The organism is Sphingobium scionense (assembly GCF_014197035.1).
In the GTDB taxonomy this organism is placed as follows: domain Bacteria; phylum Pseudomonadota; class Alphaproteobacteria; order Sphingomonadales; family Sphingomonadaceae; genus Sphingobium; species Sphingobium scionense.
Genome location: NZ_JACIEU010000030.1, coordinates 12,978 through 32,923, shown reverse-complemented (window position 1 = coordinate 32,923; position 19,946 = coordinate 12,978). Strand labels below are relative to the sequence as shown.

At 60.2% G+C, this 19,946-nt stretch carries 21 protein-coding genes; 6 read left to right on the top strand and 15 right to left on the bottom strand.

What is annotated here, in order from left to right:
* Positions 1-9 precede the first annotated feature (9 nt).
* Positions 10-726 carry a DUF6118 family protein gene (locus GGQ90_RS24085; RefSeq protein WP_184205132.1) on the top strand — a complete coding sequence of 239 codons (717 nt, stop codon included), beginning with the start codon at positions 10-12 and terminating at the stop codon, positions 724-726.
* Between the two features lie 65 nt (positions 727-791).
* Here the strand turns inward: GGQ90_RS24085 and GGQ90_RS24080 are convergent, their stop codons facing one another.
* On the bottom strand, positions 792-1,019 hold the full coding sequence (locus tag GGQ90_RS24080) for a hypothetical protein (protein WP_184205123.1): 228 nt from the start codon (positions 1,017-1,019) through the stop codon (positions 792-794).
* Positions 1,020-1,111: 92 nt separating this feature from the next.
* Between GGQ90_RS24080 and GGQ90_RS24075 the strand changes: the two genes are divergently transcribed.
* The 4 genes from GGQ90_RS24075 to GGQ90_RS24060 all read left to right on the top strand — a co-directional run bounded on the left by GGQ90_RS24075 (position 1,112) and on the right by GGQ90_RS24060 (position 4,403).
* Positions 1,112-2,283 (top strand): IS3 family transposase gene (locus GGQ90_RS24075; RefSeq protein WP_184205126.1). Its coding sequence is split into 2 segments (ribosomal slippage): positions 1,112-1,364 and positions 1,364-2,283, totalling 1,173 coding nucleotides; the frame shifts between segments, so codons are not numbered across the junction.
* Positions 2,284-2,373: 90 nt separating this feature from the next.
* On the top strand, positions 2,374-2,856 hold the full coding sequence (locus GGQ90_RS24070) for a Ros/MucR family transcriptional regulator (RefSeq protein ID WP_184205128.1): 483 nt from the start codon (positions 2,374-2,376) through the stop codon (positions 2,854-2,856).
* Positions 2,857-3,073: 217 nt separating this feature from the next.
* Positions 3,074-3,385: a WGR domain-containing protein gene (locus GGQ90_RS24065; protein WP_343054062.1), complete on the top strand. Its 312-nt coding sequence runs from the start codon at positions 3,074-3,076 to the stop codon at positions 3,383-3,385.
* 445 nt (positions 3,386-3,830) lie between these two features.
* Positions 3,831-4,403, top strand: coding sequence for a recombinase family protein (locus tag GGQ90_RS24060; RefSeq protein WP_188084210.1), 573 nt, complete (start codon positions 3,831-3,833; stop codon positions 4,401-4,403).
* A 44-nt stretch (positions 4,404-4,447) separates the two neighbouring features.
* Here GGQ90_RS24060 and GGQ90_RS29465 read toward each other — a convergent pair whose 3' ends face one another.
* The 3 genes from GGQ90_RS29465 to GGQ90_RS29895 form a co-directional block, all read right to left on the bottom strand.
* A complete protein-coding gene (locus tag GGQ90_RS29465; RefSeq protein WP_246428416.1) occupies positions 4,448-4,723 on the bottom strand; it encodes a transposase in 276 nt (91 codons plus the stop codon).
* A 69-nt stretch (positions 4,724-4,792) separates the two neighbouring features.
* Positions 4,793-5,044: a hypothetical protein gene (locus GGQ90_RS29460; RefSeq protein WP_246428422.1), complete on the bottom strand. Its 252-nt coding sequence runs from the start codon at positions 5,042-5,044 to the stop codon at positions 4,793-4,795.
* Positions 4,981-5,268, bottom strand: a complete 288-nt coding sequence (locus GGQ90_RS29895; protein WP_343054061.1) for a transposase — start codon at positions 5,266-5,268, stop codon at positions 4,981-4,983. The genes GGQ90_RS29460 and GGQ90_RS29895 overlap by 64 nt, the downstream gene beginning before the upstream one ends.
* 93 nt (positions 5,269-5,361) lie before the next feature.
* Between GGQ90_RS29895 and glmM the strand changes: the two genes are divergently transcribed.
* Positions 5,362-6,702: a phosphoglucosamine mutase gene (glmM, locus tag GGQ90_RS24050; RefSeq protein ID WP_188084209.1), complete on the top strand. Its 1,341-nt coding sequence runs from the start codon at positions 5,362-5,364 to the stop codon at positions 6,700-6,702.
* 21 nt (positions 6,703-6,723) lie between these two features.
* Here glmM and GGQ90_RS24045 read toward each other — a convergent pair whose 3' ends face one another.
* The 11 genes from GGQ90_RS24045 to GGQ90_RS23995 all read right to left on the bottom strand — a co-directional run bounded on the left by GGQ90_RS24045 (position 6,724) and on the right by GGQ90_RS23995 (position 19,859).
* Positions 6,724-7,035: a hypothetical protein gene (locus tag GGQ90_RS24045; RefSeq protein ID WP_188084208.1), complete on the bottom strand. Its 312-nt coding sequence runs from the start codon at positions 7,033-7,035 to the stop codon at positions 6,724-6,726.
* Complete coding sequence (locus tag GGQ90_RS24040) at positions 7,032-8,288, bottom strand: tetratricopeptide repeat protein (protein ID WP_188084207.1); 1,257 nt, start codon at positions 8,286-8,288, stop codon at positions 7,032-7,034. The genes GGQ90_RS24045 and GGQ90_RS24040 overlap by 4 nt, the downstream gene beginning before the upstream one ends.
* Positions 8,288-10,459, bottom strand: coding sequence for a GumC family protein (locus GGQ90_RS24035; RefSeq protein ID WP_188084215.1), 2,172 nt, complete (start codon positions 10,457-10,459; stop codon positions 8,288-8,290). The genes GGQ90_RS24040 and GGQ90_RS24035 overlap by 1 nt, the downstream gene beginning before the upstream one ends.
* Before the next feature lie 46 nt (positions 10,460-10,505).
* A complete protein-coding gene (locus GGQ90_RS24030; RefSeq protein ID WP_188084206.1) occupies positions 10,506-11,216 on the bottom strand; it encodes a polysaccharide biosynthesis/export family protein in 711 nt (236 codons plus the stop codon).
* A 69-nt stretch (positions 11,217-11,285) separates the two neighbouring features.
* Positions 11,286-12,626, bottom strand: coding sequence for an O-antigen ligase family protein (locus tag GGQ90_RS24025; RefSeq protein ID WP_188084205.1), 1,341 nt, complete (start codon positions 12,624-12,626; stop codon positions 11,286-11,288).
* Positions 12,627-12,628: 2 nt separating this feature from the next.
* Positions 12,629-13,873, bottom strand: a complete 1,245-nt coding sequence (locus GGQ90_RS24020; RefSeq protein WP_188084204.1) for a DegT/DnrJ/EryC1/StrS family aminotransferase — start codon at positions 13,871-13,873, stop codon at positions 12,629-12,631.
* 1 nt (position 13,874) lies between these two features.
* The gene (locus GGQ90_RS24015; protein ID WP_188084203.1) at positions 13,875-14,507 is read right to left on the bottom strand and encodes a NeuD/PglB/VioB family sugar acetyltransferase; all 633 of its coding nucleotides are present in this window, start codon (positions 14,505-14,507) and stop codon (positions 13,875-13,877) included.
* Positions 14,504-15,103 (bottom strand): sugar transferase, encoded by a 600-nt coding sequence (locus GGQ90_RS24010; RefSeq protein ID WP_188084202.1) that lies wholly within the window; start codon positions 15,101-15,103, stop codon positions 14,504-14,506. The genes GGQ90_RS24015 and GGQ90_RS24010 overlap by 4 nt, the downstream gene beginning before the upstream one ends.
* A 2-nt stretch (positions 15,104-15,105) precedes the next feature.
* Positions 15,106-16,392: a glycosyltransferase gene (locus GGQ90_RS29890; RefSeq protein ID WP_188084201.1), complete on the bottom strand. Its 1,287-nt coding sequence runs from the start codon at positions 16,390-16,392 to the stop codon at positions 15,106-15,108.
* A 1-nt stretch (position 16,393) separates the two neighbouring features.
* Complete coding sequence (locus GGQ90_RS24000) at positions 16,394-18,208, bottom strand: heparinase II/III family protein (RefSeq protein ID WP_188084200.1); 1,815 nt, start codon at positions 18,206-18,208, stop codon at positions 16,394-16,396.
* A 1-nt stretch (position 18,209) separates the two neighbouring features.
* A complete protein-coding gene (locus GGQ90_RS23995; RefSeq protein WP_223178423.1) occupies positions 18,210-19,859 on the bottom strand; it encodes a bi-domain-containing oxidoreductase in 1,650 nt (549 codons plus the stop codon).
* Between the last annotated feature and the right edge of the window lie 87 nt (positions 19,860-19,946).

Genomic DNA, 19,946 nt, shown 5'->3' with positions numbered 1-19,946 from the left:
GAGAGGATGATGGACGAGGATAATTATCGCGACAACGGCGAGGCCGGCGACGATCCGCAAGCGGCGTTCGAGCAGTTGCGCGGCGAGGTGGCGCTGGTGCGCCTTGCGGTCGAGGGACTGGCCCGCGCGCGTGAGTCCATCGACATTCCAGACTATCAGCCGACGCTCGCCAACACCGAGAAGATATTGCTGGCTCTCACCCAGCGGGTCGATGCGATAGCGAAAAGCCCCGCGATGAAACTCACGCCGGAGACGATGGGAGAGCGTGTAAACGCTTCGGTGGCGAGCGCGACGGGCGAGCTGCGTAACCTGGTGCAGAGCGCCAACTCGACGCTGGACGGGGCGGCGCGCGACCTGTCCGGCCTGGTGGCGTCGGCGCGGCGCGGCGACGAGCAGAACCGATGGCTCTATCTATTCGGCATCGGCGGCGTGGTGCTGGGGATTTTGCTCTATGCCTGGCTGGCGGGGCCGATCTCGCGCAGGATGCCGGTGAACTGGCAATGGCCCGAACATATGGCGACGCGGACGCTTGCCGAACCGACGCTATGGGATGCCGGCACGCATTTGATGGAGCGCGCCTCACCGGCGGGCTGGGAGATAATCGTCGCGGCCAATCCGCTCGCCGATGGCAACCGCGAGGCGATCGAGGCGTGCCGCACGTCCGCCACCAAAGCCAAGAAGGTGGTGCGCTGCACGATCGAGGTGAAGCCGGAGGTGACGAGATGAAGATCTGTCGAGTTTTTTGACATCGAGCGGGATCAGCGCGCCGGATCACCGCCGGCCAGTGACCGTCACCGCGCCAGCCTCTCAACGAGACAGTTGATATTCGCGGACCAAAACCGATGCAGGGACATGCCATGCCCGCCGGTTGTGCGGATCATGTGGAGTGTCAGCGCCCGCTTGCGGGCCAGAACCTCCGTCGCGCGGGATTGGCCGATCAGGGCCGCCAGATCGGCGCGTGTGCGGCCTTCCGCTTCCATCGCCGCCTCAATCGCTTCCACCGGCTCCAGCTTGTCCACCGGCCAACGCTTGCGCTCATAGTCATTGACGTGACCCCCTGATTTTCCTCCAAGTTGGATTAGAGTCCGGCCCTAGTAGAAGGACGGACGAGATGAAGAGAACGAGGTTTTCAGAAGAGCAGATCATCGGAGTGCTGAAGGAGGCTGAGGCGGGTGCGAAGACCGCTGACCTGGCCCGTCGACACGGAGTGTCGGAAGCGACGATCTACAACTGGAAGTCGAAGTATGGCGGGCTGGAGGTGTCCGATGCCCGCCGACTGAAGGAGCTCGAGAGCGAGAACGCGAAGCTCAAGCGTTTGCTTGCCGATGCGATGCTGGATCAGGCCGCGTTGAAGGATCTTCTGGCAAAAAAGTTTTGACGCCCGCCGCGCAGCGAGAAGCTGTTGCTCATCTCCAGGCGTGCCATGGGATGAGCGAGCGGCGGGCGTGCCGTGTCATCGATGCCGATCGCAAGAGCGTGCGTTACCGTTCGAAGCGAGATAACGATGCAGAACTTAGGGAGAAGCTGCGCGAGCTGGCCAACCAGCGTCGCCGGTTCGGCTATCGGCGTCTGCATATCCTGCTGCGCCGGGAGGGGATCATGATCAACCGCAAGAAGACCCAGAGGCTCTACCGTGAGGAAGGCTTGGCGGTCAGGCGACGACGTAGCCGCAGGCGTGCTGTTGGCACAAGGGCACCTGCTCCGGTTCTGGCGCTGCCGAACCAGCGCTGGAGCCTGGACTTTGTTCACGACCAGATGGCTTCGGGAAGACGGTTCCGGGTGCTCAACGTGGTCGATGACGTGACCCGGGAGTGCCTGGCAGCGGTGCCGGACACCTCGATCTCTGGTCGCCGTGTCGTTCGCGAGCTGACCGCACTGATCGAACAGCGCGGCAAGCCAAGCATGATCGTCAGCGACAATGGCACCGAGCTCACCAGCAACGCTGTGCTGGCATGGTGCGGCGAGGTCGGCGTGGAGTGGCATTACATCGCGCCCGGAAGGCCGATGCAGAATGGCTATGTCGAGAGCTTCAATGGTCGCATGCGCGACGAACTGCTCAACGAGACGCTGTTCTTGAGTATGGCCCATGCCCGTGTCGAGATCGCGGCCTGGGTCGAAGACTACAATCGGGAGCGACCAGGCTCGTCTCTCGGTTACGCAACACCGGCGGCGTTCGCCGCTGAACTGGATAAGCAATGGCCTGCTTCGCTACGCCCTACGGGCTCCGCTACGCAGCCCATTGCTTCAACCGCGCTGATGCGCAAAACAACCGCTCGGCTCTAATCCCAGCTGGGGGAAAGCTGGGGGTCACGTCAGGTGGAAACCAGCACGACTGCTGGATCTTTTTAATACCATATTGTTGGGAATTGTATAATGTCAGAAACTGCGGTCGCGCACGACACCCTCATCACTCTCACCACCGACATCGTGTCGGCACACGTATCGAACAACTCTGTCAGCGTGAGTGATCTTCCCGCGCTAATCGCCAACGTGCACTCCGCCCTGTCCGGCTTGGGCGCGCCAAAGGAGTCTCCGGCGGCCAAGCAGGAACCTGCCGTCACCGTCCGCGCCTCAATCAAGCCGGACTATATCGTCTGCCTGGAGGACGGGAAGAAACTTAAGATGCTCAAACGGTATCTGATGACGACCTACAAGATGACGCCTGACGAGTATCGGGCCAAGTGGGGCCTCCCGGCCGAGTATCCGATGGTAGCGCCCAACTACGCGCAGAAGCGCAAGGAGCTGGCGTACAAGATCGGCTTGGGGCGCAAGTCACGCCCGGGTATTGATGGCGCGCCAGCCAAAGTGTCGGCTGCTAAGAGGCGCAAGGCCGTGGCGGAGACGGAAGCCGTCTGATCTAGCCGGCAACCATTCCTTATCCTGGGGCGGCACGATGCCGTCCCATATCGTTTAAGAATCGATTTCGAAAATCACGCTGATCGGGCCAGCCGACGGATCATGAGCATGGCGGCAGCGGCGTGACGCGCTCGTGGTTGGCATGCCATGATCGAAAGCCTGACTCTGTGTGTGGGATTTGATTCATATTTCGCATTGGACTGTGTGTCGCGGTCGCGTGAAATTGTCTTTCATGGAGTCCACCCGAACGCTTCTTGACGCCTGTTTGTCACTTGATGGCGGTGCGCTCGTGCTCCAGGCTTGTGATCCGTCGCGCAACATCCGCCGCCACTGGCATATCGAACTGCGGCGTGACCTTTTTGGATGGATAGTCGTCGAATGGCGCTGGGGTCGCATCGGCACTGCGGGACAGTCGCGCAGCCTGGCGTTCGAGCAGGAGGGGGAGGCGTGGCGCCTCGTCCGTCGTCTCCTGGTCCGCCGCGCTGGCGCCGAACGGCGAATCGGGGTGGCCTATCGGCCCGCTAGCTGACTGCCAACGCTATCAACTGAGTTAAAGTCATACCTACTTCGAAAGCGGAAAGTTGACCCCGGAACGGATCGTGGGCGCACCGGGGTCAAAGGCCGGTGTTTGTCATGACAGCCAGCCTCTCCAGCCGCCTATCAGATCAGGCCGAGACAGCAAGCATGAATAAGAAACAAGCAGGTCAATGCCAAGCCGCCCGAACTGCGCCTTCCCGAATGCTTACGTTGATGACGGGGGCTACCTCGACGTAAATTGATACTAGAAACCATCGACCAGCACTTGACAGCCTTGCTCGGGCCACAAGTCTATAATTGTCAATATAGGGTATAGTCTAGATTGACGTCAGGCATCTGGCGATAACTACGTCAGATAAGAGTGCCTAATAACATTTCTTGACACTCGTGGCATAATCTTATAGATTCCAACCTGACAGATTGGCTAGGAGTGGACGATGAAGGGGCAGCGGATCGGTTATGTTCGGGTCAGTGCGTTCGACCAGAATGTCAATCGTCAGCTGGAAGGGGCCGCCCTGGACAAAGTCTTCACCGACAAGGCTTCGGGTAAAGACGTCAACAGGCCCCAGCTTGAAACCATGCTGTCATTCATTCGGGAAGGTGACACAGTGGTCGTGCACAGCATGGACCGCCTTGCGCGCAATCTCGACGACCTGCGCAAGCTGGTCCAGTCCCTCACCAAGCGCGGCATTCGGATCGAATTCGTCAAAGAGAGCCTGTGCTTCACCGGTGAGGATTCGCCTATGGCCAATCTCATGCTGTCGGTCATGGGCGCCTTCGCCGAGTTCGAACGTGCCCTTATCCGCGAGCGGCAGCGCGAAGGTATAGCACTTGCAAAACAGCGAGGCGCATATCGAGGGCGTAAGAAGGCGCTGTCGGATGAAAAAGTATCAGAACTCGTGCAGCGAGTAGCCTGCGGTGAGCAGAAAGCCGGCATCGCACGCGATATGGGTATCAGCAGGGAAACACTTTACCAGTATTTGAGATCGATATCCTCTGCTGCCCTGTAACCCCGCTCATCTTCAAGCATCGTGCATTAAAATCGCATGATGTCTTAGGCGGCGTGGACGAATTTGAGCCAGTATCTGGCGGTGGCGATGTGGACCATGCTCATGAAGCTGACGGCGAGTTGATCGTAGCGGGTGGCGATGGCTCGGTTGACCTTCAAATGGCCGAACATTCGCTCGATGCGATTGCGCTGCTTATAGAGCGCCCTGTCATGTTCGATCTTTACGCGCCGGTTTGAGCGCCCGGGTATGACGGCCGCGATTTGCCGATGGGCGAGATCGGAACGGATCGCATCAGAGTCGTATCCCTTGTCCGCGAGCAAGGCATTGGGAGCACGTTTGGCAAGTCGATCAACGCGTCATAGGCTTGCAATCGGCTGCTTCCCCGCCCGTCAGATGGAACGCAAGCGGTCGCCCGAGGGCATCAGCCAGGCAGTGAAGCTTACTGGTGAACCCGCCCCGCGAGCGGCCAAGAGCTCGTCGATGAGTCCCCCCTTTCCGCCCGCTGCCGAGACGTGGGCACGAACCGTGGTGCTGTCGATGCTGTAATGGCCGCTGTCCGCCATGATCTCGGCCAGCGTCACCGCCGGAACCGGCGGTAGATCGTGTTCCAGTGGCCATACTTGGGCGGTACGTCGCGCCATGGAGCCCAGCAGCGAAGCCGCCAGAGTATCCCGTTGATGATCGAGCGGTTCTGCTCCGGACGCCGGCCTCGTCCCCGGTTCGCCGCTTCAATCGGCAGCAACCCTTTCAAAACACGCCATTCTGTTTCGCTCAGGTCACCCCTGCTCAACGCCGCCTCCAAAAGGCAGCCTTGAATCAACCCTCTCCCACCGCGCCAACCAATTCGTTCACGCCGCCTAGGCACATACCTTGCACAGCACCTGTTCGTGTAGTTTGAGTGTGATAGAGATATTTAAATGTTTGAGGACAATACCATTTTCCATATGTAGGGACGCGCATGAGCAGGCAATATTTTGGAACCGACGGCATTCGTGGGCGAACCAACCAACGGTTCATGACGGCGGAGCTGGCAATGAAAGTGGGCATGGCCGCTGGCACCCATTTCCTACGGGGTGACCATCGCCATCGTGTTGTGATCGGCAAAGATACGCGACTGTCAGGCTATATGATCGAAAATGCGCTGGTCGCAGGTTTCACCGCGGTCGGCATGGACGTGGTCCAGTTTGGCCCCATTCCAACGCCTGCCGTTGCCTTACTCGCCCATTCGATGCGCGCGGACTTGGGCGTTATGATTTCTGCCAGCCACAATCCCTATTTCGACAACGGTATCAAGCTATTTGGGCCCGACGGCTACAAGCTGTCTGATGAGGATGAGCTCAAAATCGAGGCATTGCTGGGGCAGGACATTCCGCTTGCCGCCTCGAAGGATATTGGCCGCGCTCGCCGCATTGAAGATGCGCGCGGCCGCTATATTCATGCGGTAAAAGCGAGTTTTCCAGCTGACCTGCGGCTCGACGGGCTCAAGATCGTCGTCGACTGTGCCAATGGCGCCGCTTATCAGGTCGCACCGTCCACCTTGTGGGAATTGGGGGCTACGGTGATTGCGATCGGGGTAGGGCCGAACGGCACCAATATCAATGACGGCTGTGGCTCGACAGCGCCGCTGTTGCTGCAGGAAACCGTTTTGTCCGCCGGCGCGGACATTGGCATCGCACTCGATGGGGACGCCGACCGGCTGATTGTTGTGGATGAAAAAGGACAGGTCGTCGACGGCGATCAGATCATGGCACTGATCGCGGCAAATTGGGCGCGAGCGGGAACGCTGCGTGGCGGTGGGTTGGTGGCGACGGTAATGTCGAACCTTGGCCTTGAGCGCTTCCTGGGAGATCAGGGCATCGCGCTCGAACGCACCAAGGTGGGCGATCGCTATGTTCTTGAACGGATGCGCACGGGCGGTTTTAACGTAGGCGGCGAACAATCAGGACATATGATCTTGTCAGACTATGCCACCACCGGAGACGGCACGGTTGCTGCCTTGCAGGTTCTGGCCGCCCTCATACGCACGGGCAAGCCAGCGAGCGAGGTGCTGCACCAGTTTGACCCGGTGCCTCAATTGCTCAAAAATGTGCGTTTTACCGGCGGCAAGCCGTTGGATCATGCCGACGTTCAGCGCGTCATCGCTCAAGCGGAGGCGGAACTGGATGGCTGTGGTCGCCTCGTCATTCGCCCCTCCGGCACCGAGCCGGTGATCCGGGTCATGGCAGAGGGCGATCGTGAGGAACAGGTGCGCGACGTGGTCGACCGCATCTGCACGGCGGTGGAAAGGGCAGCAAGCTGAGCGCAATTTATCACGGGCTCCTCAACGAGGGGGCTGACCACGGGTGCTTTGCTCTGCTGCAACTTCGAAGGGCGAGGTCGTATTGGCGGTCGGATCATAGAAGCGGTCGATTCGGTTGCGGATACGGTTCTGCACCCGGTTCGGAATACGATTGTTCAGGCGGCCCGTGGGTTCGATATTGGCTTGGCTGTTACCAGCGGTCTGGCGCTGGCCCACTTGTCCTGCGGCCGATTCCGCCACCTGTCCCGGCCGGGTTGCTTCTTGAGCTTCCGTGGAGGAAGCCATAAGCAGCAATGCGGCCGATGCGCCGAGGCCTAACTTGCAAAGTCTCATGAGGCTGTCCTTACTGGCCCGGGCGCACGCGCTGGGCGGATCAGGATGCGATCGATCTGCCCCGAAACGCCGCCGATCTCATATGAGGAGCGCGCGACCAGCGCCAGCATCTGCACCTGGCAGGTGGCGGGGATGCTAACATTTCCCTGGAACCGGCCGCCAGCCTGCGATGAATTGGGTATTTCGACCCGTGCAATCTCGCCGCCTGCTTGGCAACGCAGGACCCAATAGGGGCGTGAGCGTGCAGGCTGTTCGATCCCGATGCTGCGCCCTTCCAGCACATAATCGCCTTGCGGTAGTATCTGCAGCTGCTGAAGCAGCGTGCCACCGTTGCCCATTGAAACGGTAAAGTCGAACAGGCCGTCCGCCGGATCAGGCAGGATGGCCGTTGAAATGCCGATGCTGTTGACCGCGATCCAATCGAACGCGCTACGCGCGTCGATCGGGCTTTTGAAAGTAGGATCGCGCGACTGGCGCCGATCGCTGCCGGGGCGGGCGGCTTCATAATAGGTCCAGGCATCATCGAACAGTTTGGCTACCAGCAGCCTGTTGATGAGCGCTACGCCGGCGGTGTCGGGCACTGGAAAACGGGCCTTCTGCAGGGCGCGGAAGAAGGCTGCGCTTGCTGCCGGGTCGGCATCGCTCCGCGCGGCACGATTGATGAAGCTACTGCCCCAACTGGGATGCCCAGCAAGAGTTCTGACCAGTTCTGCGCGGATCGCTGGGTCGGTTAGCGCCGAGGTCAGAACTGGAAAAAGCAGGTCGCGCGCATTTTTTTTGGTGCGAAGCGCGATATCATAATGTCGAAGCGCGTCGGGAATGTCGTCGCGCGCCACGGCTAGTTCGATCGCCATCAACTGCGTGCGCAGATCCCGCCGTGACAGTTTCTGCGAATAGCCGAGCAGGCGCTCCCCTTCAGTCTGATCGCCGCGTATAAACGCATCGACAGCCAGCGTTGCTACCGCTTCAACGGCTGTCGGATCATGCTGCAGCGCGTCGCGTGCGATGGTAACTGCGCGTGCCCGGTCGGCTTCGCTTGCGCTGGGGCGATAAAGCGTCTGCGACAGGCGGCCGGCGATGCGCCCATTATTGGGCGCTAGCGCATGAGCCTCCTCGATCCGGCTGTCGGGCAGCACCAACGCCACCGACTGCATGACCGAGAGATAGCCGATCCAGCCGACCGCCCCGGCCAGAACGAGGCGAACGCCCCATTCAAGCGGCGAGCGCCGCTGCCGGGAGCCTCTATCCTTCATCAGACGACGTCAGGCTCCGCCTTGCGGCCGTAGCGATAGCCATATTCATAGCCATAGCCATAGCCATAATGGGCCTTCTTGGCATCGAACTTGGTAAGTACGCAGCCGATGATCCGGACATTGGCGGTGATGAGACGGCCGAGCGCCTCCTTCACCAGGTTGGTGCGGATGCCATGGGATTCGACGGCATAGATGACGCCCTCGACCTTGGCAGCGATAAGGGGTGCGTCGGCAAGACCCATGATCGGCGGAGAATCGATGACGACATGATCGTAGGTCTCAAGCAGCTGCGCTATCAGCTGCGAGAGGCGGCTGCCGGTCAGCAATTCCGCGGCATTGGGCGGCAGCGGCCCTGCCGACATCGCGGTGAAGCCCAGATCCTCCATCGGGAAGGTCAGGGCGTCGATATTGTCTTCGCCGGTCAGATAGTTGCTGAGACCCCGATCATGCCGGACCCCGCCCAGATGATGGATCGAGGGATCGCGCATGTCGCCATCGATGAGGATGACGCGCTTGCCACCGCGCGCCAGCGTCGTGGCGAGGGCGAGACAGGTGGTCGACTTGCCTTCGCTCGGCCGTGTCGAGGTGACGGAGAAGGAGCGCGGCACGCCATGCTCGGTGGAGAAGGCAAGGTTCGTCTGCACCGTGAGATAGGCGTCGACCAAGTCGGACTTGCGGTCGAGCAGGATGTCCTTGGGCGCCTCGTCGATCTTGGGGATTGAGCCGAGCAGCGGCAGGCCAAGCTCGCGCTTGACTTCTGCCGGGTCGGTGATCCCTTCGTCGATCTGCTCGAGGCCAAAGGCCAGCGCAGCGCCGATCCCAAGGCCCGCCAGAATGGCGATGGCAAGATTGATCAGCAATTTGGGGCTTGAAGGCAATTTAGGAGCTTGAGCCGGATCAACGATCGAAATATTGTTGACGCCGACGCCGCCCGCGACGCCGATTTCCTTGAAGCGCTGAAGCAGGCCATCATAGAGCGCCTGGTTGGTATCCACTTCCTGCTGATAGATATTATATTGGATGCTGCGGCGGCGGAGGTCGAGATAATCGCCCTTTAGCTGCTCGACCTTGGCCTGGAGTGCTTTTTCCTGCTCCTCTGTTCGACGATAATCGGCGAGAAGTGATGAAGTCACGCGGCCTTCCTCGCTGGCGATGCTGCGGTCCAGCTGAGTAATTTGCGCTTGAATAGCCTGCGCGGCGGGATAGCCAGGCTCGAACTGCGTCATCAGCCGCCTATATTCCGCCGCCAGTTCTGCACGGCGCTGGCGCAGGCTATTGATCGCTGAATTGCTCAAGGCTTCGGCTGATGCACCCGCCCGCCCGCTTTGCTGATAACGCGCCTGGGCTTCGATACGGCTCGCTGTCGCTTGCGCCAGTGACGCATTGAGCGCGGCCAGATCGTCGACGACGATCGAACGCTCCGAACTGGATTGGCCGTTGCCCGATTGCGCGGGCAGATTGATGATCTTGGCGGAAGAGGCGTAATTGACCAGCTGCCGCTGCGATTCATCTAGGCGTTGCTTTAACTGCCCCAACTGTTTCTGGAGAAGATCGCGGCCATAGGAGGTCGCCTGGATCTTGCGTTCCAGATTGGTCTGGATGAAATTCTCGGCCCATGTGTTGGCAACCTTGGCCGAAAAGGCAGGATCGGGGCTCGTGAATTTGATTTCGACCAGACGCGACATGCGCGTGGGGCTGATGCTTAGATGCTCGCGCAATATTTCGCCGGCAACACGCTGCCGCGTGGCACGGCCCGATGCGGGGTAACGACCATTGGCAAGGGCAAAGGCCGGATCATCGCTCTCGAAACCGAACATTTCGAAGAAATTCTGGGATTCCTTCAGCTTGAGCTGCGTCGCCACCCGCTCGGAAAGCGCCCGCGATTCCAGCAAGCCATATTGCGTCTGGTAGAATTCCTGGTCGGCAATGCCAGCCTCGCGCTCGACCCCTTGAAGATCCGTGACCTTGTCCGCCTCGCGCGAAATCTCGATCGTCGAGGATGCCGTATATTGCGGCGTCATCAGCAAGGTCGCGATCAAGCCGATCAGGAAACAGACCGCGACCGCGCCGAGGATCACATAGCGCCAGCGCATGGCGATGCGCAGATATTGGCGCAATATGGGCGGGCTGCTATTTTCCGATTGCGCCTGCAACAGGGCTGCCGGGACCATGGGGTTGCCCGGGTTCAAAGCGATATTAGTCATATAATTGCAGGCCTCAGCGCAGGACCGCGACGAGGGGTGCCGCGATGAGAGGTGCTAAAGAAACGACATCCCGGAAAAGACGGCGCTGCGGAGAATCTCCGATGATGACGACATCATTGGCATAAACCGCCGGGTCGGCATAGGCGCCCTGACGGATCGCGGCGATGTCATACAGGCCGGCCATCCTTTGATTGTCGACGGTGCGCAGGATGACGACCTGCTCCTGCTTGGCAAATTCCGACAGGCCCTTGGCCGAGGCAATGACGCGCATCAGCGTCATCTGGTTGGTGACCGGATAAAGTCCCGGTTCCTTGACTTCGCCATCGACCGTCACGACCTGACTGACCGAGCTTTTGATATTGACGGTTACTTGCGGGTTACGGACATAACGCCCCTGCAGCGAAGCTTCGATCGCGCGCGCCAGCTCATCCGCAGTCTTGTTACGGGCATCGACGGTGCCCACCAGCGGCATGGAAATGCGTCCGCTTGCGTCCACCTGCATTTCGCGGCTGAGCTCTGGCACGTTGAAGATATCGACGTTGATCGTGTCAAGCGGACCGATCAGCGCGGGCCGGTCAGAGGCCGCCAGATCGCTGCGATTAGGCGCGGGTAGGCCTTGGCTGTCGGGGATAACGGTCAGTTGCGCGCTGGACTGTGGGGGCGGCGTGCCTGCGCAGCCGGCAAGGCCGGCAGCGATGATGATCGAAACAAGAATTTTGCGCATGCGCTCCACATCTTCCCGCTGAAGAGACTTTCGCCTTAGATGCTGATCGCGATCAGGTAAAGTCGGCCCTCATGGACGCTGTCTTATTGGGCAGAGCCATAAGCCAGCAATGACGATCATCGCCATCATCATCGGCGTGCGCGCCGGATAGTCGAAGGCGCTTGCGACAAAGACGAGAAATAATATGGCCGACCCTAATTTGGGCAGGACAGAGTGTCGCCCACTTCCCCGCCAGGCCCTCATGCTCGCCATTCCATACCATCCGATTGCAACGAGCATGAGCAGAAGCGCAGGCAGGCCACCGTCGAGCACGATCTCCAGAAAATCATTATGGGCATGATTGAAATAGGTCGGCTTGAGCAACTGAAACGGCTCATGCAGGCGAAATATTGGATCGAAACCGCCGAAACCCGCGCCGGCGGGGAAATAGGCGGCGATCATCGACAGTACCGTCGGCAGCCCGCGCGTGCGCATATCCTGCCCGGGATTGATCTCGAACGCGCGGCGGACGGATTCCGCCCTGTCGGCGGCAATGCTGACCAGGATGAATAGGGCGATGACGCCGATGATCGCCGCGATCAGCGTCGGGAACACCCAGCGCGGCGCTCCGTGCAAGGCGCGGCGGACGTTATGCCAGCATAAGGCGAGGCCCAGCGCCAGTGCCAGCAGGCCGGTCAGGATACCTGCGCGCGATCCGGTTGCCAGGATGATGAGCGCGAAGAGCGTCATAAGAGCCAGTGCGACCGGCGCGCGCCACCTTGCGTTCTGTTTTCCGGCAAAAGCCCATACAGGCGCGATCAGGCAGCCCATGGCTAGGAATAGCGCGAAATGATTACGATTGGCGAATGTACCGCCGACGCTGCCCCTTGTGTCATTGATGAACGGATTGTCGATCATGAAGCCGGAGAACTGGAGCAGCCCGACCAGCATCGAGAGGAATATGGCCCCGAGCATGATCGCCGGAAGCCATGCCCTCTCCTCCTGCGGCATCGCGCTGACGAGATAAAGGGTGACAACCGGCACGATCAGGGACGAAGCGGCGTTGATCGTCGTGGAGGGCGCGAGAGACCAGGGACGCCATGTTTCCTGGCTTAAGGGCGCGCTCAGCAGAAATTCCCGGCCCGGCAGTGCCGCCCAGAGGCTGGGGGGCAAGGGCGCAAGCTGCAGCAGGACGAGCAGCACTGTCGCCAGCAGCAGCCAGAAAATCGGCCCCGTGCTTCTGCCCATGGGCCGCACGCCGCACAGGATCGCCAGCACCAATATCAGCCACGTCGCGGTGCGGGTAACGACTTGACCCGTGACATCGGCATGAGAAGCGCCGCCTGCGACCCATAATGTGCCAAGCAGTAGCAGGAAGAGCAGGAGCGCAGGGCTCAGGCGATAGGACGGAAGGGCAGACCGGATAGGCATTTTCAGGGCAGTGTTTCTTCCGCGCGCACGGCTTCCTTCAACACATCGCCTATCGCTTGCGAAGCGCGCGTCATATCGTCGGCAGAGAGCGTGGGGTGGACAAGGAACATGAGGCTTGTCTCGCCCAGTTCGCGCGCGACCGGCAAAGATGCCTCGGGACGCCAGCCGGTGCCGTCAAATGCCTTTTCCAGATAGACTTCGGAGCAGGAGCCTTGGAAACAGGGGATACCCCGCTTGCCGATTTCGGTGACGATCTGATCCCGCGACCAGCCGGAAGCCAGATTTTCCGGCCGGACATAGACATAATATTTGTAGAAGGCGTGGACCGACCCTTCCGGCCAACTCGCGTCCTGGCCAAGCGGGCCGCCCAAGCGGATGATCCCATCACGTCCTGCAAAGGGCGTCAGCGCATCCTGAAGGATCGTCGCATTGGCCGTCCGCGCACGCGTCCACTCCGCCATGCGGCGAAGCTGGATGCGGCCGATCGCCGCCTGCATTTCGAGCATCCGCCAGTTGGTGCCGATGCTTTCATGCAGCCAGCGGAAGCCCGGCGGGTGCGCGCGTTCATAGACCGCGTCCCAGCTCTTGCCATGATCCTTGAACGACCACATGCGCGACCAGAGATCGCGATCGTTGCACGTCACCATGCCGCCTTCGCCGCCGGTGGTCATGATCTTGTCCTGGCAGAAGGACCAGGCGCTGACATGGCCGATCGACCCGATGCTGCGTCCCTTGTAGCGCGTGCCATGCGCCTGCGCACAATCCTCGATCACCTTGATACCGCGCGCGGCGGCGAGGTCCATGATCGGGTCCATGTCACAGGGCCAGCCCGCGAGGTGGACCGCGACGATCGCCTTGGTGCGTGGCGTAACGACCGCTGAGATCGTTTCAGCGGAGATATTGCCGCTGGCGCGCTCGACATCGGCGAAAACCGGCTTGGCGCCGGCATTGGCGACGCAGGAGATCGACGCGATGAAGGTGCGTGGCGTCACGATCACCTCATCGTCGGCGCTGCCGCCGTTGGCGCTGCCGATGCCGAGCCCCTGCAATGCGAGATCGAGCGCAACTGTGCCGTTGGCGACGGCAATGGCATGGTTGCTCTCCGCCCAGACGGCGAACTCCCGCTCAAAGGCGCGGCATTCCTCGCCGGTCCAATAGTTGACGCGGTTGGAGAGCAGGACGGCGGAAACGGCATCCGCCTCTTCCTGCGTGAAACTTGGCCAGGGCGCGAAGGAGGTGTTGAGCATGTCAGTTTTTCTCGAGAATGCGGGCGGGGTTGCCGACCACGGTTACGCCTGGAGGAACATCCTTGGTTACGATCGCGCCCATGCCGACGACGGCGTCCGCGCCGATCGTCAGATTTTGGCGGATGACCGCGCCCGAGCCGATATAGGCGCGATCGCCTATCCGAATATTGCCGTTGCAGCGCACCCCCGGCGCGAAGGTGACATAATCGCCGATCACGCAATCATGCTCGACATAGGAATAGAGATTGGCATGGAAGCAGCGGCCGACTTTGATATTGGACGTAAAGGTAACATAGGGCGAGACGAGCGCGCCTTCGGCGATCTCGACATCGTCCATCACGATAGCGTCCTTTGCCCAGACGGACAGCAGCGGCAAGCCGGCTTCATCGCATTTTCGCGCCATTTCCGCGCGAACCGCCGATCCCGCAACGGCCAAAGCGACATGCTTGTCGTCCGCTTCCTCTTCCTTGAAGCGAGCGAAGGACATGACGGCATGGCCGTTGATATGGCTTTGCGCTGCGCCATCGTCGATGAAGACAAGCCGAGCGTCTTCGGCAAGCGGCATGGCCCGCGCGAGCGGCATGATCCCGCGGCCGCATCCGCCGGCGCCATATATGCCGATGAGGCGCGTCACAGCCTGGTTTCGCTCCCGGTAAATTTCGGCATCGTTGCTTCCCCAGCGGCGCTGATGCCATCACGCACGAGCACTTTACGCACTGTGAGTAACAGGATCTTCAAATCGAGCATGAAGGAGCGATGTTCGACATACCAAAGGTCGAGCGCGAACTTCCTATCCCAGGAAAGCGCGTTGCGGCCGTTCACCTGCGCCCAGCCAGTGATCCCGGGCCGCACTTCGTGCCGTCGCGCCTGCTGCGGGCTGTAAAGCGGCAGATATTCCATCAGAAGAGGGCGTGGCCCGACCAGGCTCATATCGCCCTTGAGCACGCTCCAGAGGCCAGGGAGTTCATCCAGGCTGGTCGAACGGAGAAAGCGGCCAAAGCCGGTTATGCGGTCCGCGTCGGCAAGGGGAACGCCGTCGCGATCATAGGCATCGCGCATAGTGCGGAATTTGAGCATCTGAAATGGCCTGCCGTGAAGGCCGGGGCGAAGCTGGCGAAACAGGATGGGCGCACCAAGATTCAAGCGAACCAAAAGTGCCACTATGACCAGCAGCGGCGACAGCAGGATCAGCGCGGTCGCCGCAATCATCATATCCAGCAGGCGCTTCATTATCAGCTTCCTACCGATATGGCGGGTGGCGGCGCGGAAGCATGTCTCTCACGGCTATGAACAACACCTTCCGTAACCCAGTCGACCCACTGTTTTGAAAGATGCTCACGGTTCATTGGCCCGCATGCGAATGTTTTCGCTCTTTGCCCCATCTGCTTCAAGGCAGCACGATCATTAGCTGCTTTTTCCAGCGCATCGGCAAATGCCGCTGGAGAATCGGCTTCTATGGCGAAGCCCAGCTTCTGCTCGCCTATCATGTCGGCGAGCCAGCCTGGATAGTTGTTGAGGACTGGAAGTCCTGCAGACAGGTAATCGAAAAATTTATTCGGCGACGTCCCATATGCAAATTCGGGAATATTCCGTAAGATCTGCAAGCCAAGGTCCGCTTGAGCTAGGAGACCGGTCAAGCGTGTTTTGGAAATGGGATCGAGAAAGCGGACATTGTTAAGATTTTCTGCCTTTGCCCGTTCCATCAACTGCGCTTTTTTCTGACCTTTGCCGACGAGGATCAGCAAAATGTCATCTCGGCCGCGATTGCGGAGTTCGATCCCCGCGTCGATGACCGCGTCCAGTCCATTCGCCAGTCCATGCGTGCCGCAATAGACCGCCAGAAGCTGATCGTCCGGAATAGCGAGATCGCGCCGAAAATCCTCTTTTGTGTCAGACGACGTGCCGGCGAAAAGGTCGACATCGCATCCGTTGGCAATCATCGCGATGCGTGACCGATCCACGCCCCGGCGCGCAATGCCATCGACGATGCCTGGCGACAGGCCGATGCAACGCGTCGCCGAGCGATAGGAGGCCCATTCCAAAACCGACATGGCCTTGAGCACGAACGGATTTGTGATGACACCCATCGCGCGGGGTAATTCGGGCCACAGATCGCGCACCTCGAACACGAAAGGCTTACCCCTTAGCCATTTAGCGAAAATACCGGGAATGCCGGCAGTAAGGGGCGTGGTGGTGGCAAATAGCACATCATATTTTTCGGAAAATGCCAGGCGAATGGATGCGAGCGCAAACTTGATGAAAACGCCTGACCGTCGCGCAAAGCTATCTTCATTGGCATATTGCAGGTCAAATTCGATGACATCGATGCCATCGACAAAGCCGCGGCGAAAGCCTTTGCCAAACGGGGTGGTCAATCCCGTTTTGCCTTGGGCATAGGAACCGCAGACCATCGTAACGCTATGGCCTTCGCGCAGCAAACGGCGCGCCATCTCATAGGAGCGGGTGCCAGCGGCACCATCTGGCGTCGAGAAATGCTGATGAAAATATAAAATATGCACGTTAGAATTTACCTGTTGTGTCGATCCGGCAAGGGCGCTTCAACCTAATCTCTAGAACTGGGATTTCCGCCTGATGCAAATAATAACGGGACTCTGCGCCCGTGGTCAGGTGCATAGTGAAATTGGGATCGTCGCAGCTTATCGACAGCTGTAAATGCGCCCCAATCAGATGATGGCCTTCCAGCTGATAGAGACCGGGCAAAAGGCGCCAGCGCAAGATCGCGTTATCGAACGGCCCTGAGATCGTATCGACACAGGTGAAGCCATCCGGCTGAAGTGACACGTCCCGATGGTGGAACATACCCCGATCGTCGGTAAAGGCGGCGGCGCAGCGATTGTCGGGATTACGGATCGAGCGTACCTCGCGCGCTTTTGGCCAAGCGCCGAACAGGAAGCGGCTAAGCCGGGGCATTTGGTCACGGCCATTAAATTCGATGCTGTTATGCGCAGCCGTTCCCGCAAAATAAGCGCTGATATCGGGTGCCGCATTATAGCTGAAACTTCCCGCGTCGCGCAGCAGGTTACGTCCGTCGGCCCAAAGATCCAAGTGCAGCAAATCGGACTGACTGGGGCGGAAACGGAACCGGGGGTAGCGCAGACAGGCCGTTGCCCGATCATTGCGCAGCACATGAAACCCACCATTGTCGAAACTGGTGCTCACTGGCTCCGGCGCGAGCTCGATGGCCGATGAAAGGCCCAGCCAATGGAGTTGGTCATCCCACGATCCGGTATCTTTCATTGCGCGCTGCCCCCGGAACAACACGGACGCTAATTGCAAGGAAGGACGGAAGTCGCGATAATCCGTCTCAGTGAGCGGCAGGATATGGGCTCCGTCATTGGCCCCTAGATTGGGCGTATCGCCGGAAGTGCGATCGACCATCGCATCGAGCCATGCCGTCGCCGCATCCAAGCGATTGCGCATTGTCGCAGAGAAAGGAGCGAGGTCATGCCGCCGCCGCCACACTTCGACAAAAGAGAAAGTGTCGAGCATCAGGCGGTGATAGACGATCGAATATTGGCTGAAACTGCCATCAGGCGCGATCAGATGACGTGCCCTATTCTCCAGCCAGCGGCGCCCCGTTCTGGCCCATGTCCGAGCTTCGCGCCAGCCCAGCGCGGACAGAAAGCTGCCTCCGATGAACATGGCGGCAGCTTCCGATGTGCCATGATTATTATCCTGCCCGATCGCATAGGACATAGTCGGCGCGATACGTTTCAAATGTAACGCGATCGTTGCAGCGAGCATTGGTTGCGGCGTACGATCCTGATCGAGGACAAGTGCGGCTGCCATGAGGTGGATGACCCGCAATGCAGCTTCCTGCCCGCATTTCCAGTTGACGCCAAGATAGGGCGGATTGTCCTGTAGCCAGGATTGCAGCCATTGATTGATCGTTGCAAGGGCCTTGGTATCGCCATGGGCCGCTTGAGTCGCGCAGGAGGCGAGCCACCCGAAGCGCGATAATTCCCACACGCCCTTGATATCCCCGGAACCCGCAAAGTCGGGGATCGTCCACCAGGGGCGCGTCTGATCGCCTCGCGCATTGGTAAAGGGATTGAGGTGCCAATCAGGCGTACCTTCGGACCGCTCCATGCTGAACCAGCCGAACCACCACAGGCGATCTGTCCAGCGCCTGTTAGGCGGCGGTAGACCAGGGCGGGCCTGCGGTGTAGCGAACAACGGCCCGGCCGGCACATCGGCGACAATCCGCTGCACCGGATGCCGTCCCGATTTCAGGCCTAGACGATAGAGGCCGACGCGCGCGATAGAGGCGGGGCCGAGTGCCGCTAACGTTTTCAGGGATGTCCAGTGCTTCATTCTATCGCTGCGCGCGTAGCATATCCGCTGCTTCGATGGTTATGCGGGCGACTTCCTCCAATTCGTCGAATGGAATGGGCGCTGGCCCCCCGTTGCTGATGGCAGAAAGGAAGGCGGCGGCGCAGGCTTCCTGCCCCTTGTCCTGCCGCCAAGACTTCTGATTGCGGAAGCCGCGCCAATTATAGCCGCGCAACCGCAGGAAATTATCGAGTTGTAGCGTACGACCCGCAGTGAATATTTCCACCCGTTCCTTAGGGAAGGAAGCGCCGCCGTTGGCAAGGTAATGGATGGTGCCGAACGAACCGTCTGCAAAGCCGAGCGTGAGCACGGCCTTGTCTTCGGTAATTTCGACGGCGTGATTGTCCCCCATCTTGCGAGCGGACATCGAGACGATCGGTGCGCCGACCAGAAAGCGCATCAGGTCGATATGATGGCACGCTTCCCCGATGATGCGGCCACCACCAGTTGCTTGGTCCTGCGTCCAATGATCTGCTGGAATAGCGCCTGCGTTCATGACCATGATGATCGATTTGGGTTCGCGCACCGGGTCAAGTTGCCGCTTCATCGCCTGTACTAGCGGCGCAAATCGGCGATTGAAGCCTACCATCACCAGCCGATTTGCCGCCGCATGAGCCTCCTTGACAGCCTCCAGTTCCTCCAAATTGAGCGCCAGCGGCTTTTCGACAAAGACATGCTTCCCGGCATGGAGGGCGTCGATCGTCAATTTAGCATGGCTGTCGTGGCGCGTGGCGATGGCGACAGTGTTGATGGCAGGCTCGTTGAGCAAGCCGGCCGTGTCGGACGTGGCATTTGTGAAACCGAGCCGTTTGCCCTGTACGACGCCGCTGACGCCGCCCGCAGATGCGATGCTGTGCAAGGTCGCCCCGGCTTTTCGGAAAGCGGGGATGAGCATGCGTCCGGCATAATTGCCTGCGCCGATGAAGCCGACGACGGGCGCGGAAGGGGCGATAGTCGTTACCGTGGGGTGCAACTCCACCGTGCGCTTGTGCCGCTCCTCAACGGCATGCTGATACCCCAGCAGGATGCCCAGAGAGCCCTTGTCGCCGGCAAGTCTTTCATAAGCGGCCGGCGCGTCCTCGAAGGGGAAGCGATGCGAGATAAGCGGGCGGACATCCATCTGGCCGCTGGCCATCAGATCCAGCACGGCCTCGAAGTTGCGCTGCTCGGTCCAGCGGACGAAGCCGATGGGGTAATCCTGTCCCTGATCCTCATAGGCTGGATCGTAGCGGCCCGGCCCGTATGAACAGGACACCTGAAAGGACAATTCCTTTTCATAGAAATCGGCGCGATTGAGGTCCAGCCCGGTCACCCCGACCAGCACGATGCGGCCGCGTTTGCGGCACATGCGCGCCGCCTGCGTCACGGGGTCGGAGGATTTCGTCGAGGCGGTGATGATGACGCCGTCCACGCCCGTGCCGCGGCTAAAGGCAATGCCCGCTGCGATCGGGTCTTCGCCCCTGGCTGGATTGCATGTGTCCGCGCCAAAGCCGCGCGCGATGGCAAGCTTGGCCTCGTCAAAGTCGATCGCGAGCACGCGGCACCCCTGCGCGCGCAGCAGCTGGATGGTGAGCAGGCCGATCAGCCCCGCGCCGGTCACGACAAAGGCTTCGCCGAGCGTCGGGCCTGCCAAACGGATGCCCTGCAGGCCGATGGCAGCGACGACCGTGAAGGCCGCCGCCTCATCGCTGACCTCGTCCGGGATGCGCGCGCACAGATT

Bases quoted from the DNA above. Each gene is read 5' to 3' on its own strand.
- GGQ90_RS24000 (WP_188084200.1), bottom strand. From the start codon at position 18,208: ATGAAGCACTGGACATCCCTGAAAACGTTAGCGGCACTCGGCCCCGCC.
- GGQ90_RS24040 (WP_188084207.1), bottom strand. From the start codon at position 8,288: ATGAAGGATAGAGGCTCCCGGCAGCGGCGCTCGCCGCTTGAATGGGGC.
- GGQ90_RS24020 (WP_188084204.1), bottom strand. From the start codon at position 13,873: ATGCTCAACACCTCCTTCGCGCCCTGGCCAAGTTTCACGCAGGAAGAG.
- GGQ90_RS24025 (WP_188084205.1), bottom strand. From the start codon at position 12,626: ATGCCTATCCGGTCTGCCCTTCCGTCCTATCGCCTGAGCCCTGCGCTC.
- GGQ90_RS24035 (WP_188084215.1), bottom strand. From the start codon at position 10,459: ATGGTCCCGGCAGCCCTGTTGCAGGCGCAATCGGAAAATAGCAGCCCG.
- GGQ90_RS24060 (WP_188084210.1), top strand. From the start codon at position 3,831: ATGAAGGGGCAGCGGATCGGTTATGTTCGGGTCAGTGCGTTCGACCAG.
- GGQ90_RS24085 (WP_184205132.1), top strand. From the start codon at position 10: ATGGACGAGGATAATTATCGCGACAACGGCGAGGCCGGCGACGATCCG.
- GGQ90_RS24010 (WP_188084202.1), bottom strand. From the start codon at position 15,103: ATGAAGCGCCTGCTGGATATGATGATTGCGGCGACCGCGCTGATCCTG.
- GGQ90_RS24045 (WP_188084208.1), bottom strand. From the start codon at position 7,035: ATGAGACTTTGCAAGTTAGGCCTCGGCGCATCGGCCGCATTGCTGCTT.
- GGQ90_RS24070 (WP_184205128.1), top strand. From the start codon at position 2,374: ATGTCAGAAACTGCGGTCGCGCACGACACCCTCATCACTCTCACCACC.
- glmM (WP_188084209.1), top strand. From the start codon at position 5,362: ATGAGCAGGCAATATTTTGGAACCGACGGCATTCGTGGGCGAACCAAC.
- GGQ90_RS24030 (WP_188084206.1), bottom strand. From the start codon at position 11,216: ATGCGCAAAATTCTTGTTTCGATCATCATCGCTGCCGGCCTTGCCGGC.
- GGQ90_RS29460 (WP_246428422.1), bottom strand. From the start codon at position 5,044: ATGGCGCGACGTACCGCCCAAGTATGGCCACTGGAACACGATCTACCG.